At 68.1% G+C, this 16,243-nt stretch carries 12 protein-coding genes; 7 read left to right on the plus strand and 5 right to left on the minus strand.

What is annotated here, in order from left to right:
• Positions 1–9 precede the first annotated feature (9 nt).
• From prfB to ACFPN9_RS21820, 3 genes are all read right to left on the minus strand, one after another.
• Positions 10–1,138 (minus strand): peptide chain release factor 2 gene (gene prfB, locus ACFPN9_RS21810; RefSeq protein WP_156449897.1). Its coding sequence is split into 2 segments (ribosomal slippage): positions 10–1,068 and positions 1,070–1,138, totalling 1,128 coding nucleotides; the frame shifts between segments, so codons are not numbered across the junction.
• Between the two features lie 116 nt (positions 1,139–1,254).
• Positions 1,255–3,702 carry a penicillin-binding protein 1A gene (locus ACFPN9_RS21815; protein ID WP_066735085.1) on the minus strand — a complete coding sequence of 816 codons (2,448 nt, stop codon included), beginning with the start codon at positions 3,700–3,702 and terminating at the stop codon, positions 1,255–1,257.
• Between the two features lie 134 nt (positions 3,703–3,836).
• Positions 3,837–5,117 carry an N-acetylmuramoyl-L-alanine amidase gene (locus ACFPN9_RS21820; protein WP_066735083.1) on the minus strand — a complete coding sequence of 427 codons (1,281 nt, stop codon included), beginning with the start codon at positions 5,115–5,117 and terminating at the stop codon, positions 3,837–3,839.
• Between the two features lie 634 nt (positions 5,118–5,751).
• Here ACFPN9_RS21820 and ACFPN9_RS21825 point away from each other — a divergent pair.
• The 3 genes from ACFPN9_RS21825 (at position 5,752) to ACFPN9_RS21835 (ending at position 9,175) form a co-directional block, all read left to right on the plus strand.
• Positions 5,752–8,505: an Rne/Rng family ribonuclease gene (locus ACFPN9_RS21825; protein WP_066735081.1), complete on the plus strand. Its 2,754-nt coding sequence runs from the start codon at positions 5,752–5,754 to the stop codon at positions 8,503–8,505.
• A 141-nt stretch (positions 8,506–8,646) separates the two neighbouring features.
• Entirely contained in the window at positions 8,647–8,904 is a 258-nt protein-coding gene (locus ACFPN9_RS21830) for a type II toxin-antitoxin system Phd/YefM family antitoxin (protein WP_066735078.1), read from the plus strand.
• Complete coding sequence (locus tag ACFPN9_RS21835) at positions 8,894–9,175, plus strand: type II toxin-antitoxin system RelE family toxin (RefSeq protein ID WP_066735076.1); 282 nt, start codon at positions 8,894–8,896, stop codon at positions 9,173–9,175. Before ACFPN9_RS21830 ends, ACFPN9_RS21835 begins: the two co-directional genes overlap by 11 nt.
• 8 nt (positions 9,176–9,183) lie before the next feature.
• Here the strand turns inward: ACFPN9_RS21835 and ACFPN9_RS21840 are convergent, their stop codons facing one another.
• Positions 9,184–11,448: a mechanosensitive ion channel domain-containing protein gene (locus tag ACFPN9_RS21840; protein WP_377817583.1), complete on the minus strand. Its 2,265-nt coding sequence runs from the start codon at positions 11,446–11,448 to the stop codon at positions 9,184–9,186.
• Positions 11,449–11,511: 63 nt separating this feature from the next.
• Positions 11,512–12,717, minus strand: coding sequence for a pyridoxal phosphate-dependent aminotransferase (locus ACFPN9_RS21845; protein ID WP_066735070.1), 1,206 nt, complete (start codon positions 12,715–12,717; stop codon positions 11,512–11,514).
• A gap of 157 nt (positions 12,718–12,874) precedes the next feature.
• Here ACFPN9_RS21845 and ACFPN9_RS21850 point away from each other — a divergent pair, with 157 nt between their 5' ends.
• The 4 genes from ACFPN9_RS21850 to accC all read left to right on the plus strand — a co-directional run bounded on the left by ACFPN9_RS21850 (position 12,875) and on the right by accC (position 16,170).
• Positions 12,875–13,684 (plus strand): DsbA family protein, encoded by an 810-nt coding sequence (locus ACFPN9_RS21850; protein ID WP_066735065.1) that lies wholly within the window; start codon positions 12,875–12,877, stop codon positions 13,682–13,684.
• A 103-nt stretch (positions 13,685–13,787) separates the two neighbouring features.
• Complete coding sequence (gene aroQ, locus ACFPN9_RS21855) at positions 13,788–14,246, plus strand: type II 3-dehydroquinate dehydratase (protein WP_066735062.1); 459 nt, start codon at positions 13,788–13,790, stop codon at positions 14,244–14,246.
• 62 nt (positions 14,247–14,308) lie between these two features.
• Complete coding sequence (gene accB / locus ACFPN9_RS21860; RefSeq protein WP_067997299.1) at positions 14,309–14,779, plus strand: acetyl-CoA carboxylase biotin carboxyl carrier protein; 471 nt, start codon at positions 14,309–14,311, stop codon at positions 14,777–14,779.
• Positions 14,780–14,805: 26 nt separating this feature from the next.
• A complete protein-coding gene (gene accC / locus ACFPN9_RS21865) occupies positions 14,806–16,170 on the plus strand; it encodes an acetyl-CoA carboxylase biotin carboxylase subunit (RefSeq protein WP_066734368.1) in 1,365 nt (454 codons plus the stop codon).
• The last annotated feature ends 73 nt before the right edge of the window (positions 16,171–16,243 follow it).

Below are 16,243 nucleotides of genomic sequence, written 5' to 3' on the forward strand. Positions count from 1 at the left end.
TTTTCGCGATCAGTCGATGTCCTCGACCTCGACCTCGGTGCCGTAGACGCGCTGGGCCAGCGAGGCTTCCATGAAGGGATCGAGTGCGCCGTCCAGAACCTCGGAGGGCGCGGTCGACGACACGCCGGTGCGCAGATCCTTCACCAGCTGATAGGGCTGCAGCACATAGGAGCGGATCTGATGGCCCCAGCCGATATCGGTCTTCGAGGCCTGCTCGGCATTGGCCTTCTCTTCCCGCTTCTTCAGCTCGACCTCGTAGAGTCGCGCGCGCAGCATGTCCCAGGCCTTGGCCCGGTTCTTGTGCTGCGAGCGCTCCTGCTGGCACGACACCGCGATGCCTGAGGGGATGTGTGTGATGCGCACGGCCGAATCGGTCGTGTTGATGTGCTGCCCGCCCGCGCCTTGCGCGCGGTAGGTGTCGATCCGGCAGTCCGACTCGTTGATGTCGATGACGATGCGGTCGTCGACAACGGGATAGACCCAGACCGAGGCGAAGGAGGTCTGGCGCCGCGCATTCGAGTCGAAGGGCGAGATGCGCACCAGCCGGTGCACGCCGCTCTCCGTCTTCAGCCAGCCATAGGCGTTGTGGCCCTTGAACTGGAGCGTGGCGGACTTGATGCCGGCCGTGTCACCGTCCTGATACTCGAGCGTCTCGACCTTGAACTTCCGCCGCTCGCCCCAGCGCCGATACATGCGCAGCAGCATCTCGGCCCAGTCCTGGCTCTCGGTTCCGCCGGCGCCGGGATGGATCTCGAGATAGGTGTCGAGCATGTCGGCCTCGCCCGAGAGCAGGGTCTCGACCTGCAGGCGCGCGGCCTCGACCTCGACCGCCTTGATGCCGGCCTCGCCCTCGGCGATCGAGGCGGCGTCATCCTCCATCTCGCCGAGCTCGATGAAGGTCAGGGCGTCGTCGAGGTCGCGCTCAAGCTTGAGGATGCCCTCGATCTGGGTTTCCAGCGAGGTGCGTTCGCGCATCAGCTTCTGCGCGGTGTCGGCATCGCTCCAGAAATCGGGGCCCTCCGAGAGGGCGTTCAGTTCGGCGAGGCGGCGCTGGGCTTGATCCCAGTCAAAGATGCCTCCTCAGCAGTCCGATCGACTGCTTGGCGTTGTCGAGTTGCGTCTGGATTTCTGGGCGCATGCGTTAGGCCTTGATGAATCTGGCGTCGGGATAAGCGGGAACGGGCCCGGTGTAAACGGCATGGTGGGCGAGCCCGTCATGCTCGCCCTCATGGCAGACCGTCGCTGGCGCGGACGTCAGTACAGTCCGCCGGTGCCGGAGCCGACGGCGCGACCGCCGCCCGGGGCCACGCTGAAGGGCGTCATGCCGTCACCCGCGGCGCCAATCACCGAATAGCTGTCCGGCGGCGCGGTGCCGGGCTTGAAGGCTTCGAGGATGCCGCCTTCGCCACCCGCGCGCATCCCGGTCTTGGGGTCGACGCGGATCAGCTTGATGCCGGCCGGGACGCGGAACGGGGTCGCCGGCTTGTCCTTCAGGGCCGCCGCCATGAAGTCGCGGAAGATCGGCGCCGCATACTGGCCGGCCGTGGCCGAGGTGCCGAGCGACTTCGGCTTGTCGAAGCCCATATAGACGCCGACCGCGAGATCCGGCGAGAAGCCGACGAACCAGACGTCCTTGGCGTCGTTGGTCGTCCCCGTCTTGCCCGCCAGCGGCTTGCCGACCGACTTGACGACGGTCGCGGTGCCGGACTGGACGACGCTCTCCATGATCGAGACCATCTGGTAGGCGGTCAGCGGGTCGAGAACCTGGTCGCGGTTGTCGATCAGCCGCGGCTCGCGCTGGTCGGCCCATTTCTCGGCGTTGCAGCCTTCGCAGATGCGCTGGTCGTGCCGGAAGATCGTTGCGCCCCAGCGGTCCTGAATGCGGTCGATCAGGGTCGGGCGGATCTTCTTGCCGCCGTTGACGAGCATGGCGTAGCCGGCGGTCATGCGCATGACCGTCGTCTCGCCGGCGCCCAGCGACATCGAGAGCACGGGCAGCATGTCGTCATAAACGCCGAAGCGACGGGCATATTCCGCGATCAGCGGCATGCCGACATCTTTGGCGAGACGCACCGTCATCAGGTTCTTCGAGAACTGGATGCCGTAGCGCAGGGTGCGCGGGCCGGTCGACTTGCCGTCGTAATTGTCCGGCCGCCACATGCCGAGCCCGCCGCCCTGGTCGATCTCGACCGGCGCGTCGAGCACGATCGAGGATGGCGTGTAGCCGTTGTCGAGCGCCGTCGCATAGACGAAGGGCTTGAAGGACGAACCGGGCTGGCGCATCGCCTGCGTCGCGCGGTTGAATTCGGACTGGTCGTGGCTGAAGCCACCGACCATGGCGAGCACGCGGCCCGAGAACGGGTCCATCACCGTGATCGCGCCGTTGACCTCCGGCAGCTGGCGCAGGCGCACCTGCCCCGGGCGGTTATCCATCGGTTCGACATAGACGACATCGCCGACCGAGACGGCCTGCGAGACGCGCGCCCGGCGGGTCCACTTGATGCCTTCCGGCCCCAGCGTGACGGTATCCCGGTCGTTCTTGAGATGGCCCGAAGCCTCACGGAGCGGATGCAGGCCGAGGCGCGCGCTGTCGCCCGCCACGTCGAGCACCACCGCCAGACGCCAGGGCGCGACGTCGCCGAGCACCGGCAGTTCGCCGATGGCGAGCCCCCAGTCACGGGCGGAGAGGTCGAGCTTCTGGATGGCGCCGCGCCAGCCGCGGGCCTCGTCGAAGCGCACCAGCCCGTCGACCAGCGCCTTGCGGGCCATCAGCTGCATCTTCGGGTCGACGGTGGCACGCACCGACAGGCCGCCCTCGAGCAGCTTCTTCTCGCCATAGCGATCCTGCAGCTCGCGACGGATCTCCTCGGCGAAATAGCCGGCGGCGATGTTGTTGGGCGAGACCGTGCGAGGATTGACGCCGAGCGGCTGCTTTTTCGCCGCTTCGCCGATCTCACGCTTGACGAAGCCGTTCTCGACCATGCGGTCGATGACGTAATTGCGCCGCTCGATGGCGCGCTCGCGGTTGCGGAACGGGTGCAGATCGGTCGGCGCCTTCGGCAGCGCAGCCAGGTAAGCCGCCTCGTGCAGGTTCAGTTCATGGACCGACTTGCCGAAATAATTCAGCGCCGCCGCGGCGATCCCGTAGCTGCCCTGCCCCGGCGCCGGTGCGCCGAGATAGATCTCGTTCAGGTAGAGCTCGAGGATCTTGTCCTTCGAGTAGGCCGATTCGATCCGTAGCGCGACGAGCGCCTCGCGGATCTTGCGCTCGATGTTCTGCTCGGAGCCGACGAGGAAGTTCTTGGCCACCTGCTGGGTGATCGTCGAGGCGCCCTGTGGCCGCCGGCCGGCGGAGCGGTTGCGGAAATTGGTGATCGCGGCGCGCACGAGCCCTTCCGGGTCGACGCCGACATGCTTGTAGAAATTCTTGTCCTCGGCCGAGAGATAAGCGTCGATGATCAGCTTGGGAACGGCCTGGATCGGCAGATAGAGACGCCGTTCGCGGGCGAACTCGGCGATCAGCGAACCGTCGCCGGCATGGACGCGCGTCATCACCGGCGGCTCGTAGTTCCGCAGCTGCGCCGAATCGGGCAGATCCTTCGAGTAGTGCCAGAGGAAGCCGCCCGCCACGACGGCGCCGATCACGAAAGCGATCGCGCCGGCGGCGAACAACCATCCGAACAGTCGCAGGATAAAGCGCATCTCAGGCCCTGGCCCTTGCTCATCGACCGGCCGGCGCAGGCGCCGGGACGGACCGTCTCAAATCACGTCTATAACATGACGGACATGGCCAAACCGTGGCCTCTCCGACACATGACGTCTCGTCGCTCCGGCCGTCAGCGCCGATTCTCCGCCGCCTTGCCGCCCGGCGCGCGGGCATTGACGAAATAGCCCTCGACGGCCGCCGCCACCGCCGCGACGGCGCGTCCGCGCCACTCCGGCGAATTCAACAGCTCGGCATCCTTGGGGCTCGACATGTAGCCCAGCTCGATCAGCACCGAAGGCACGTCGGGTGCGCTCAGCACCCGGAAACCGGCCGAGCGCAGCGGGACCTTGTGCATCTTCACCGAGCCGCCGAGCGTCTCGACGAGATTGCGGGCGAACAAGGAGGAGAACGTGCGGGTCTCGCGTTTGGCCAGATCCATCAGGATGCCGGCGACGTCCTGCGTGTCCTCGCGGGCCTCCAGCCCGGCGACGGCATCCGCCTGGTTCTCCTTGGCGGCAAGCCTCGCCGCTTCGGCGTCGGTGGCGCGTTCGGAGGCCGTATAGACCGTCGCGCCGCGAACCTCCTGCGCCTGCGTCAGCGAATCGGCGTGGATCGAGATGAAGAGATCGGCCCCGGCCGCCCGGGCGATGGCGACGCGTTCGGCCAGGGGCACGAAGCGGTCGTCGTCCCGCGTCATCAGTACGCGATAGCGGCCGCTTGCCTCGAGCTGGTCCCGCAGCTTGGTTCCGAAGGCAAGCACGACATTCTTCTCGGAGATCGAGGCGACGACGGCGCCGGGATCGATGCCGCCATGGCCGGGGTCGATCACCACCGTCTGCCGGGTTTCGCCGGCTGGTTTGTCGGCCGGAGGCTCCACCGCGGTTGGCGCGGCTTCGCGCGTCGGCGTGCGGGCGACGGCGGCCTGGAATTCGGCGCGGGTCGCGTGCCGCAGCTCCACGACGAGTTCGCCGAAGCCGCCCCTGACCGGGCGCGTTTCGGCCTTCACCACCACAGCGGGCTGGGTGAGATCGATGACGATCCGCGCCCTGTCGGCGGTAAAAAGGCCGAATCGGAAGGCGCCGACGAAGCCCGCGCCCTTCCGTGCCACGGCCGGCTGGACCTGAAAGTTCGTCGAGGGCATGTCGATGACGACCCGGTCGGGCCCGGCCAGCACGGAGGCCGTAACCTCCAGCGGGCGTGACAGCGCCATCACCAGCCGCACCGTCTCGCCGGCCTGTTCCAGCCGTGCATCGGTCGCGACCGGCAGTTCGGCCGGTGGCCGGTCATTGGCGACGGCCTGCCCCGCCCAGGCGAAGCCCGTCGCGACGACCGCAACCAGCACGGTCAGGCGCAGGGCGCCGGCCGCGACACGGGCGATAAGGGGCAGGATTGAGGGAGGTGTCAGGTTCATCGTCCGAACTGTCGTCACCAAGGCTTAACCATAGCGACGCAACATCCTAATAGGGCGTTACCATGGGCCGGCCTTCGGGTGAACCGGCGCGCAGCGGGAGCGACGAGGCCGCCCCGCGATGTGACTTGCAAAACACGCTCACCTGTCTGTAATGGGGAAGGTTGCCTTGCAGGGCCGCCCATGGTGCGCATCCGGTCCGGAAGGGCCGTCGGCGTCCGGGGCCAGGCTGCAAGTCGGCAACCTCAACGGATCGTCCGCAGACGGCCGGTGCCGGTGCCCGTGTCATGCAGCATCAGGCCGACGTCTCGCGAGCGTGCAAACGCGGTGGGCCTGGTCTCCTCGGAGCGGGCATGCCGCAGGTCAGGACAGATGTCGGGGCATACGACGCCGCTTGGATCATCGGTGACTCGTCAATACCTGCGGGACGGTGCAGGGCCTTCGGCCCGACCGGACTTCCCGAGCCGCTCTTCTGTCTCGACCGAACACTTCCCCGTCCCAGATGCCGGCGCTCGCCGGCCTTTGCTCCTGCAACAAGCCGGCGCTCGCCGGCCTCTGCGCGGCACCCCTGCCCGCGGCAGCGGACCTTCGTCCGCAGCCCGGCGGGTTTCGGCGGCCGTGCCCATGGAACGTCAATATGGCCAACAAGATGCTCATCGACGCCACCCACCCGGAAGAGACCCGGGTCGTGGTGGTCCGCGGATCGCGAATCGAGGAATTTGATTTCGAGGCCGCCAGCCGCAAGCCGCTGCGCGGAAACATCTATCTCGCCAAGGTGACCCGGGTGGAGCCCTCGCTCCAGGCCGCCTTCGTGGAATATGGCGGCAACCGCCACGGCTTCCTCGCCTTCTCGGAAATCCATCCCGACTACTACCAGATTCCCGTCGCCGACCGGCAGGCGCTTCTGGCCGACGAGGCCCGCGCCGACCGCGAGGAGGAGCGCGACGAAGAGAAGCGCGAGAAGCGCGGCCGTCGCGACCGCGGCCGTCGCGGCGACCGGGACGGGCGCGCCAAGAAGGCTTCGTCCGACGAGACGGTGAGCGCCGAGGCGGTCGAGCTCGCCGACACCGCGCCGACCGACGAGAATGCGCTTGCGTCGGCCGAGGAACAGGTCGCGGCCCTGGCGGAATCGGCGGGCGAGGATGCGGTCGCCGCAATCGCTCCGCAGGCGGGCGAGACTGATGGGGAGCCGAACGGCGACGAGACGAACGCAGCTGCCGACTCCGAGCCAGACGAGGCGCGCCGCCGCTCCGATGACGACGAGTCGGGCGACGATCACGGCTCGGAGGACGGCGAGCAGGAGGAGCCCGAGCAGCTCGGCGGCGGCGACGCCCTCGACGACATGCCGGAGCGCCCGCAACGCAGCTCGCGCCGCCAGTACAAGATCCAGGAGGTGATCAAGCGCCGCCAGATCATCCTGGTGCAGGTCGTCAAGGAAGAGCGCGGCAACAAGGGCGCGGCGCTGACCACCTATCTCTCGCTGGCCGGGCGCTATTCCGTCCTGATGCCGAACACCGGCAAGGGCGGCGGCATCTCGCGCAAGATCACCAATGCCGAGGACCGCAAGCGCCTGAAGGAGATCGCCCAGGAGCTCGAGGTTCCGGAGGGGATGGGCCTGATCCTGCGCACGGCCGGTGCCTCGCGCACCAAGGTCGAGATCAAGCGCGACTACGAATATCTGATGCGGATGTGGGAGAGCGTGCGCGAGCTGACGCTCGCCTCCGTCGCCCCGGCGCTGGTCTATGAGGAGGGCAACCTCGTCAAGCGCTCGATCCGCGACCTCTACAACAAGGACATCGACGAGGTTCACGTCGCCGGCGACGAGGCCTATCGCGAAGCCAAGGACTTCATGCGCATGCTCATGCCGAGCCATGCCAAGAGCGTGAAGGCCTATCGCGAGCAGACGCCGCTCTTCGCCTCCTTCGGGATCGAGAGCCAGCTCGACGCGATGTTCTCCAACACCGTGACGCTGAAGTCCGGCGGCTACATCGTCATCAACCAGACGGAAGCGCTGGTCGCGATCGACATCAACTCCGGGCGCTCGACCCGCGAGCACAACATCGAGGACACCGCCCTCAAGACCAATCTCGAAGCGGCTGAGGAGATCTCCCGCCAGCTGCGCCTGCGCGACCTCGCCGGTCTCATCGTGATCGATTTCATCGACATGGAGGAGAACCGCAACAACCGTGCGGTCGAGAAAAAGCTGAAGGAATGCCTCAAGGACGACCGCGCCCGCATCCAGGTCGGCCGGATTTCGGCCTTCGGCCTGCTCGAGATGTCGCGCCAGCGCATCCGCACCGGCGTGCTCGAGAGCTCCTCCGTGCCCTGCCCGCATTGCGCCGGCGCCGGCATGATGCGCTCGGCGTCCTCGGTGTCGCTGCAGATCCTGCGCGCGCTGGAGGAGACGCTGATCAAGAGCGCCTCGCACAACCTCAACGTCCGGACGCGGCCTGAAGTGGCGCTCTATGTGCTCAACCAAAAGCGCGCGCATCTCGCCGATCTGGAAGCCCGCTTCAACGTCGCGATCACGATCTCGACCGATCCGACGCTGCTCGGCACCCGCTATTTCGAGGTGGAGCGCGGCGAGTTCGTCGGCAATGAGGGACGCATCGTCCCCTCGCCGATCAAGGCGGAAGCCGTGCTCTCGGATGCCGACGAGGAGGCGCTCGACGCCGCTGCGGAAGCGGAAGCGCTCGATGCCGAGAACGGCGGCGAGACGGATGCGGTCGCCGCCAGCGGTCGCGAGGAGCGGCCCGAGGGCGAGCGTGGCGAAGGCGGGCGCAAGCGCCGCCGCCGTCGTCGGCGGCGGCGTGGCGGCGAGCGTGACGCCAATGGCGTGCGTCTCGACGGCGGCAGCGACGAGGCCGATGGCGGCGATGACGACGGCGACGAGGACGGCGACGAGCAGACCGCCGAGGGCGCGTCCGATGGCGTCGCGACTGCATCCGAGCCCCTGGCCAGCATCGCCGAGGCGGTGGCGGAGCCGGTCGAGCCCGTCGCCGAGGAGAAGCCGAAGCGCGCCCGCCGCGGCCGCAAGCCCAAGGGCGAGGCCGAGCAGCCGCTCGAAGCCACTGCGGAAACAGTGACCGCGGAGGCGCCCGCAGCCGAGGCCGCTCCGGCTGAGGCGGAGAAGCCCAAGCGCAGCCGCTCGCGCAAGAAGGTCGTGCCGATCACCGAGGGCGGCGAGACCATCGAAGCGGTCGCCGCGCCTGCTGCTGCCGAAGCTCCCGCGCCGGCACCGGTGGAGGCCGCTCCCGTTGCGGAGCCCGAGCCCGCTCCGGCGCCCGCGCCGCGCGTGATCGAGGAGCCGGTCGCGGTAGTGCTGACCCCGCCCGATCCGGACCGCCCGAAGCGCGGCGGCTGGTGGAACCGGCTGGCCGGACGAGGCTGACGATCAGGGGCCGCTGCGGGACACCGCAGCGGCCTTTTTCTCGATCTGTTCATGCGCCGTCGGCAGCACGCTCTTAAAATCAAAATTGATTTCAGTGCCGAACTTGGTACTGTATTCAAGTCAGTTACGGAGGGCTCGCGGATGAAGACCGGCGTCCAGCGCGTCGAGGCTGATTATGCGGTCAGCGTTTCGGAGCTGAAGAAGAGCCCCAGCGCCGTCCTCAGTGATGCCAAGGGGATGCCCGTGGCCGTCCTGAACCACAACCGCGTCATGGCCTATATGGTCCCCGCCGAGACTTATGAGGCGATGTTGGAGCGGCTCGATGATTTGGCTCTCGCCGAAATCGTCAAGGCTCGCGCCGACGAGGTCGGGGTGTCGGTCACCCTCGATGAGCTATAGCCTCGCCTTCCTGCCCTCGGCTCAGAAGGAATGGCGCGAGCTCGGCGATAACGCTCGCGTCCAGTTCAAGAAGAAGCTCGCCGAACGGCTCCTCCGTCCACGTATCGCTTCCGACGCGCTGCACGGGATGCCGCACCACTACAAGATCAAGCTGAGGCAGGTCGGGTATCGGCTGGTCTACCGGGTCGACGACAACGTCCTCACGGTCCTCGTCGTCGCGGTCGGTCGGCGTGATCACTCCGACGTGTACGAGTCCGCCAAGCGGCGATGAGATCAACCCTAGCCCGCCGCCGGCGCCAGCGGGCTGGGCGGCGGCACCGCGGCGATCGCGGCGGCGCCCGAGGTCGAACCGCCCTCCCCGCCACGCACGGTGACGAGATTCGAGGCGAAGGGCACCTTGGCCTCGTTCAGCGCCCGATAGACCCGCTTGAGCGCCTCGCGCTGCAGCGTCGAAGCCTGGGCGGGGTTGGCGGTGAATTTGAGACGGATGACGACCGCGCTGTCGGTGATGTCGGCGACGCCCTGCATCTTGAGCTGGGCGATGAAATGCGGCCCGAATTCGGGGGCCTCGAGCAAAGCGAGCCCGACCTTTTTGATCGTCTTGCGCGCCTGCTCGATGTCGGCCGAGTGGTCGAGCCGGACGTTGAACTTGATCGTCGCCCAGTCGCGGCTGGCATTGGTCAGCTGCTGGATCTGGCCGAAGGGGATGGTGTGGATCTGTCCGCTCTGGTGGCGCAACTGCATCGAGCGCAGCGAAATCTTCTCGACCGTGCCCTTCAGCCGCCCGGTGTCGACATATTCGCCGACGCGGAAGGCGTCCTCGAGCATGAAGAAGACGCCGGAGACGATGTCGCGCACCAGCGCCTGCGAACCGAAGGAGATGGCCAGGCCGAGGATGCCGAAGCCGGCGAGCAGCGGGCCAATATCGACGCCCATGCGTGACAGCACGATCAGGATCGTCAGGCCCAGCACCGCACCCAGCACGACCCCGCGCAGAACCGGCAGCACGGTCGCCAGACGGGAGGGCACGCTGTCGCCGGTGCCCTCCTCCTCATCGGCATGGCCGGAGGCGCGCGGTTTCGGCGCGCAGGCGTCGAAGAAGACGCGCAGGAAGACGAGGGCCACCCAGCCGGCGAAGGCGAAGATCGCGACGCCGGCCGCCTGCCGCGAGAAGGCGGTGAACTGCGCCGTGCTGAGGCCGACGAGCAGCCCGGCCCAGAGCCGCGCCAGAATGAAGAATCCGGCAGCCCAGAGAATGCCAACGGCAGCCGCGCGCAGTGCCGCGCCCGTCGCCAGAGAGAGCGGCGTCGCGCCCTCGGTCCTGGCATGGCGGGCGGCGCGGCAGTCGAGCCAGCTACCGATTCCGACGGCGAGGATCGGGATGATGACGATCGCCGTCTGGGTCAGGGCCGCGGCCTCGGCCCAGCGGCCGCCATCCGACATCATCGCCGCGGCACGCCCGACCGCCCAGAGCGCCAGCGCCGTCGCCATGTAGAACCAGGGCGCCGAGAGCGCGATCAGGCGTCGCCAGGGGCCGGGTTCGGGTGAACCCTTCAGGATCAGGGCGGCGAGATCGCCGCGCAGGTCGTAGAACCACCAGAGTTTGAAGGCGACCGCGATGAGGCCGGTCAGCATCAGCAGTCCCGCCAGCGGCTGCGGCCCCGAGCCGACCCGGCCCGACAGCAGCAGCGCGACGATGATCAGCGGGGTCACCACCGAGTAGAACAGGAGGAAGCCGAAATGCCGCTCTGCCCGCGGCAGCGGCATGATGCGCCGCTCCGGCACGCCGGGCGAGAGCAGGAAGCGCCCGACGGCGAGATGGAGGGCACCGATGGCGGCGCCGTTGGCCACCGTGGTGATCGTCGCTGCGGCGATGTCCGGATCCGGCAGCCAGGCATTGCGCGCCAGCCGTGCCGCCAGAAGCGCGAGGACGATGGTGGCGACATCCTGCAGGAGGCCCCATGACGAGGCGATCAGCCGCGGAGTGAATTCAGGTCCCTGCGGGCGCATCCGGGCTGCGAAGAAGCCGGCGCTGGCCCGGCGGAACGCGCCCGCTGCCGCGAGCGCCAAGGCGATGATGAGCACGAGGCGCATTTCAGCAGACAGGCCGGTCAGGCCGTTGCGTCTGGCTTGCCAGGCCCGCCTCCAATCATCGGCGAGTTGGCCGATCCGGGGCACGGAGGCGACTCCGTAATCGACACCCTCGACCAGATCATCGACGAAAGCCTCGACCTGGGCCGTGGTGGAGGGAGCCGCGCTCTCGCTCGGCGCCGCGGCCTTGGAAGGGGCTTCCGGTTTGGACGGAGCGCTCGCAGGCTTCACCGCACCAGGTGTGCCGCCGATGCGGATTTCGACCTGGCGCCCGTCGCGCGACAGCGCCTCGACCATGCGGCTGACGGTTTCGGGCGCCTCGTCGCCCGAGAGGGTCAGGATGACGGGTGACTGGGCGGGGGACTGCGCGCGGCCCGGAGGCGCCATCGCCAGGGCGAGGCCCAGAGCCCCCATCGCCGCGATCAGGTTGCGACCGCCAAATCCCGAACCCATCTCGTCACACTCCCCAGCGTCACCCCGATTTGGCGCCGCAGCGGGAGGCTTGGCAAGCGGCGGCTAGGCCCGCTGTCGCAGCCAGGCGTCCAGTCGCGTGACGGCCTCCTGGCATTCGGCCAGAGAGCCTGCGAAGGCCAGCCGGACTGTTCGGGCGCCGCGGCCTTCGTCGAAATCGAGCCCCGGCGTGATCGCGACGCCCGCTCCGTTCAGAACATCGCGGCAGAAGCTCATAGAATCGTTCGAATATCGCCCGATGTCGCAATAAATGTAGAAGGCGCCGTCGACGGGCAGGAAATCGCCCAGGCCGATCCGCGGCAGCGCTTCCAGCAGATAGGCGCGGTTTTCGGCATAGCCCGCCTTGATCGCCTCGCATTCGGGCGTGGCCTCGAAGGCGGCCTCGCCCGCGACCTGACTCAGATAGGGCACCGAGATCGAGAGGTTCTGCTGCAGCCGCTCGATCGTCCGCACCAGCCGCTGCGGCACGACCAGCCAGCCGACGCGCCAGCCGGTCATGCAATAGTACTTCGAGAAGGAGTTGACGATGATCGCGTCGGGGTCGGCCGAGAGCGCCGTCGTCGCCGGCTGGTCATAGGTCAGACCATGATAGATCTCGTCGGAGATGTACCAGAGGCCGAGCCGGCGGCACTCCGCGGCCACGGCGGCGATGGCGTCGGGCGCCATGACCACACCGGTCGGATTGGCCGGGCTCATGGTCAGCACGCCGGCCAGCGGCTTCGCGCGATGCGCGCGGGCGATGAGATCCGGCGTCAGGGCGAAGCGGGTCTCGGGGCCGACCTCGATCGCCACGGGCTCTAGCCCGAGCGCGATCAGGATGTTGCGATAGGCGGGATAGCCCGGCGCCGTGATCGCAATGCGGGCTCCCGGCTGGAAACAGGCGAGGAAGGCCAGGATGAAACCGCCCGAGGAGCCGGTCGTGACCACCACGCGCTCGGCCGCCACATCGACGCCATAGGCTTCGGCGTAATGTCGGGCGATGCGGGCTCTCAGCGAATCCGTCCCCAGCGCCTGGGTGTATCCGATGCGGCCATCTTCGAGCGCGCGCGCCGCGGCGGCGCGGATCGAGGCCGGCGTTGGGGCCGAGGGCTGGCCGACCTCCATATGGACGACCGAGCCGCCGCCGCGCTCGATCGCCGCCGCCTGGTTCATCACGTCCATGACGATGAAGGGCTGGACGCGCGCGGCGCGTGCTGCGGGCTGCAGTCTGTCCTGCGGGCGGGAGGCGACTGGATTCGGCTGGTCTGGCATCGTCTCGTCCGGGGCGGGGTGGCCTGCCGGCGGGCGTAGCCGAGGCGTCCCGGCCCCGCAACCGGTGGCAAAGCTGTGAATTGACGCCTGCGTCACGAGAGCCGAGAAGCTGTGCAACATCAACCGGTCGCGCGCCGGAACCGAGAAGGACGACCCGATGGCCCTCCCCACCCCGCTCCGGCGTTTGGCCGGCCTCCTGCCGGCGCTGGCTCTCGGCTTTGGCCTCGCGGCCTCGACCTCGGCCCTGGCGCAGACCGCGACGCCTTCCCAAGGCCTCACCGCCGAACAGCGCAAGGCCATCGTGGCCCTGATTCGCGAGACGCTGCTGCAGAACCCCGAGATCATCCAGGAGGCGATGATCGAGCTGGAGCGCCGCAACGCCGTCGCTCAGGCGGATGCGCAGCGCAGCGCCGTCCTGGCGGAGAAGGCGAAGCTCGTCGATCCGGCGACCTCGGCGATCGTTGGCAACCCGCAGGGCGACGTCACCATCGTCGAGTTCATGGATTACAATTGCGGCTTCTGCAAACGGGCGGTCGAGGACGTCCGGGCCCTCGTCAAGGAGGATCCGAAGCTCAAGGTCGTGATCAAGGACTTCCCGATCCTGGGCCCCGACTCGGTCGAGGCGAGTCGTGTCGCGGTTGCGGCCATGACTCAGCTGCAGGGGCAGAAGTACTTCGATTTCCACAACAAGCTGATGGCGACCAAGGGCCGGATCAACGGCGCCAAGGCGCTCGAGGTCGCCAAGGAGGCTGGCGCCGATGTCGAGCGGCTCAAGAAGGACATGGAATCCGCGCAGACCAAGGGGGTGATCGAGGATACGGTGGCGCTCGGCGACCGTCTCGGTCTCACCGGCACCCCGGCCTTCATCCTGGGCGACGAGGTCGTGTTCGGCGCTGTCGGCGCGCCGGCCCTCAAGCAGAAGATCGAGGCCGTGCGCAAATGCGGCAAGACGAGCTGCAGCGGCTGAGCCTGTCGAGCGCCTGACGCGCCGTCAGACTTCCCCTGCCGGCTCGCAGCGTCTATGAGGGCGGCGTCCGCCGCCCTCGGGCGGCGCCGGAAACACCTGCGCCATGGTCGCCGTCCACGTTCTCAACGGTCCCAATCTCAACCTCCTCGGCACCCGCGAGCCCGCCACCTATGGCGCGGTAACGCTGGCCGGAGTCGAGGAGCGGCTGAGGGCGAGGGCTGAGGCGGCCGGCGTCGAGCTCGTCTTCCGCCAGACCAATTACGAGGGCGAGCTCGTCACCTTCATCCAGCAGGCCGGGCTGGCGGGGGCGGGCATCGTCATCAATGCCGGCGCCTACACCCACACCTCGGTCGCGCTGCGCGACGCGATTAAGGGCACGGATGCGCTGGCGATCGAGGTTCATGTCTCGAATGTCCACGCCCGCGAGGAATTTCGGCACCATTCCTATATGGCGCCGGTCTGCGTCGGCGTGATCTGCGGCTTCGGCGTCGCGAGCTACGACCTTGCTTTCGACGCGATCGTGCCGCTTCTGCAGAAGCGCGCCACCAAGCCGGCGGCCTGATCCGCACCCCACCCCACGGGCCTGCGCGCCCGATCCAAGACCACGAAGACGGTGAAACCGCCATGGCGACCAAGAGCCCGATCGACCCCGAACTGGTGCGTGAACTCGCGCAATTGCTGAACGAGACCGATCTCAGCGAGATCGAGGTCGAAAAGGGCGATCTCAGGGTCCGTGTCGCCCGGACGCTGACGGCGACCGTGCAGGTGCCCGCCGCCGCGCCGATGATGGCGGCGGCTGCCCCCGCCGCGGCGCCCGCCGCCGCTCCGGCCCCGTCGGACGCCAAGGCCGCCGCCGCCCACCCCGGCGCCGTGCCGTCCCCGATGGTCGGCACCGCCTATCGCCGGCCTTCGCCGGACGCCAAGCCCTTCGTCGAGATCGGCTCGGTGGTGAAGGCGGGCGAGCGGATCCTGCTGGTCGAGGCGATGAAGACCTTCAACGACATCGTCGCGCCACGAGCCGGCACGGTCGTCGCGATCCTCGTCGAGGACGGGCAGCCCGTCGAATATGGCGAGCCGCTTCTGGTGATCGAGTGAGCGGCCCCGGGAACGGCGAACGCAAGATGTTCGACAAGATCCTGATCGCCAACCGGGGAGAGATCGCGCTGCGCGTGCTGCGCGCCGCGAAGGAACTCGGCATTGCCACCGTCGCGGTGCATTCCACCGCGGACGCCAACGCCATGCATGTGCGCCTCGCCGATGAGAGCGTCTGCATCGGCCCGCCGAGCGCGCGAGAGAGCTATCTCAACATCCCGGCCCTGATCGCCGCCTGCGAGATCACCGGCGCCGACGCCGTCCATCCCGGCTACGGCTTCCTCTCCGAGAATGCGCGCTTCGCCGAGATTCTCGAGCGGCACAACATCGCCTTCATCGGGCCCAAGGCCGAGCATATACGCTCCATGGGCGACAAGATCGAGGCCAAGCGCACGGCCAAGGCGCTCGGCATCCCCTGCGTGCCGGGCTCCGAAGGCGGCGTCACCGACGATGCCGAGGCGCTTCGCATCGCGGCCGAGATCGGCTTCCCGATCATCATCAAGGCGGCGTCGGGCGGCGGCGGCAAGGGCATGAAGGTCGTCCGCAGCGAGGACGAGATGTCCGTCGCGCTGTCGACCGCGCGCACCGAGGCCAAGGCCAATTTCGGCGACGACGCGGTCTATATCGAGAAGTATCTAGAGAAGCCGCGCCATATCGAGATCCAGGTGCTCGGCGACGGCCGTGGCCATGCGATCCATCTCGGCGAACGCGACTGCTCGCTGCAGCGCCGTCACCAGAAGGTCTGGGAGGAAGGCCCCTCGCCCGCGCTGAACGCCGGCGAGCGCGACCGGATCGGCGAAATCTGCGCCGAAGCGATGAAGAAGCTGCAGTACCGCGGCGCCGGGACGATCGAGTTCCTCTACGAGGACGGCGAGTTCTATTTCATCGAGATGAACACGCGCATCCAGGTCGAGCATCCGGTGACCGAGATGATCACCGGGATCGACCTCGTCAACGAGCAGATCCGGATCGCGGCCGGCCTGCCGCTCTCGATCCAGCAGAAGGACGTGGTGATCGAGGGCCATGCCATCGAATGCCGGGTCAATGCCGAGCATCACGCCACCTTCCGGCCCTCGCCGGGCAAGATCGTCTCCTTCCACACGCCGGGCGGTCTCGGCGTGCGCGTCGATTCGGCGGCCTATCAGGGCTATGTCATCCCGCCGCATTACGACTCGCTGGTCGGCAAGCTGATCGTGCATGGCCGCAATCGCGCCGAGTGCCTGATGCGCCTGCGCCGCTCCCTGGACGAGTTCGTCGTCGACGGCGTCGACACGACGCTCCCGCTGTTCCGCACGCTGGTGCGCAACCCGGACATCCTGAACGGCGACTACAACATCCACTGGCTCGAAAAATTCCTCGCGGCCGGCGGCATGGACGAGACCGGCAGCGCCTGAACGGCGGAATTTTCGAGACCTCATCCTGGAGAGCCGCGGAACGCGGCGTCTCGAAGGATGATCCAGATGTCTC

Origin of the sequence: Allobosea massiliensis (genome assembly GCF_042655245.1) — a bacterium.
GTDB classification, from domain to species: Bacteria; Pseudomonadota; Alphaproteobacteria; order Rhizobiales; family Beijerinckiaceae; genus Allobosea; species Allobosea massiliensis.

What these genes read in the sequence shown, in the direction of transcription:
- ACFPN9_RS21820 (WP_066735083.1), bottom strand. Translation starts at nt 5,117, where the DNA reads ATGAACCTGACACCTCCCTCAATCCTGCCCCTTATCGCCCGTGTCGCG.
- ACFPN9_RS21835 (WP_066735076.1), top strand. Translation starts at nt 8,894, where the DNA reads ATGAGCTATAGCCTCGCCTTCCTGCCCTCGGCTCAGAAGGAATGGCGC.
- ACFPN9_RS21815 (WP_066735085.1), bottom strand. Translation starts at nt 3,702, where the DNA reads ATGCGCTTTATCCTGCGACTGTTCGGATGGTTGTTCGCCGCCGGCGCG.
- ACFPN9_RS21825 (WP_066735081.1), top strand. Translation starts at nt 5,752, where the DNA reads ATGGCCAACAAGATGCTCATCGACGCCACCCACCCGGAAGAGACCCGG.
- aroQ (WP_066735062.1), top strand. Translation starts at nt 13,788, where the DNA reads ATGGTCGCCGTCCACGTTCTCAACGGTCCCAATCTCAACCTCCTCGGC.
- accC (WP_066734368.1), top strand. Translation starts at nt 14,806, where the DNA reads ATGTTCGACAAGATCCTGATCGCCAACCGGGGAGAGATCGCGCTGCGC.
- ACFPN9_RS21850 (WP_066735065.1), top strand. Translation starts at nt 12,875, where the DNA reads ATGGCCCTCCCCACCCCGCTCCGGCGTTTGGCCGGCCTCCTGCCGGCG.
- ACFPN9_RS21830 (WP_066735078.1), top strand. Translation starts at nt 8,647, where the DNA reads ATGAAGACCGGCGTCCAGCGCGTCGAGGCTGATTATGCGGTCAGCGTT.
- accB (WP_067997299.1), top strand. Translation starts at nt 14,309, where the DNA reads ATGGCGACCAAGAGCCCGATCGACCCCGAACTGGTGCGTGAACTCGCG.
- ACFPN9_RS21840 (WP_377817583.1), bottom strand. Translation starts at nt 11,448, where the DNA reads ATGGGTTCGGGATTTGGCGGTCGCAACCTGATCGCGGCGATGGGGGCT.
- ACFPN9_RS21845 (WP_066735070.1), bottom strand. Translation starts at nt 12,717, where the DNA reads ATGCCAGACCAGCCGAATCCAGTCGCCTCCCGCCCGCAGGACAGACTG.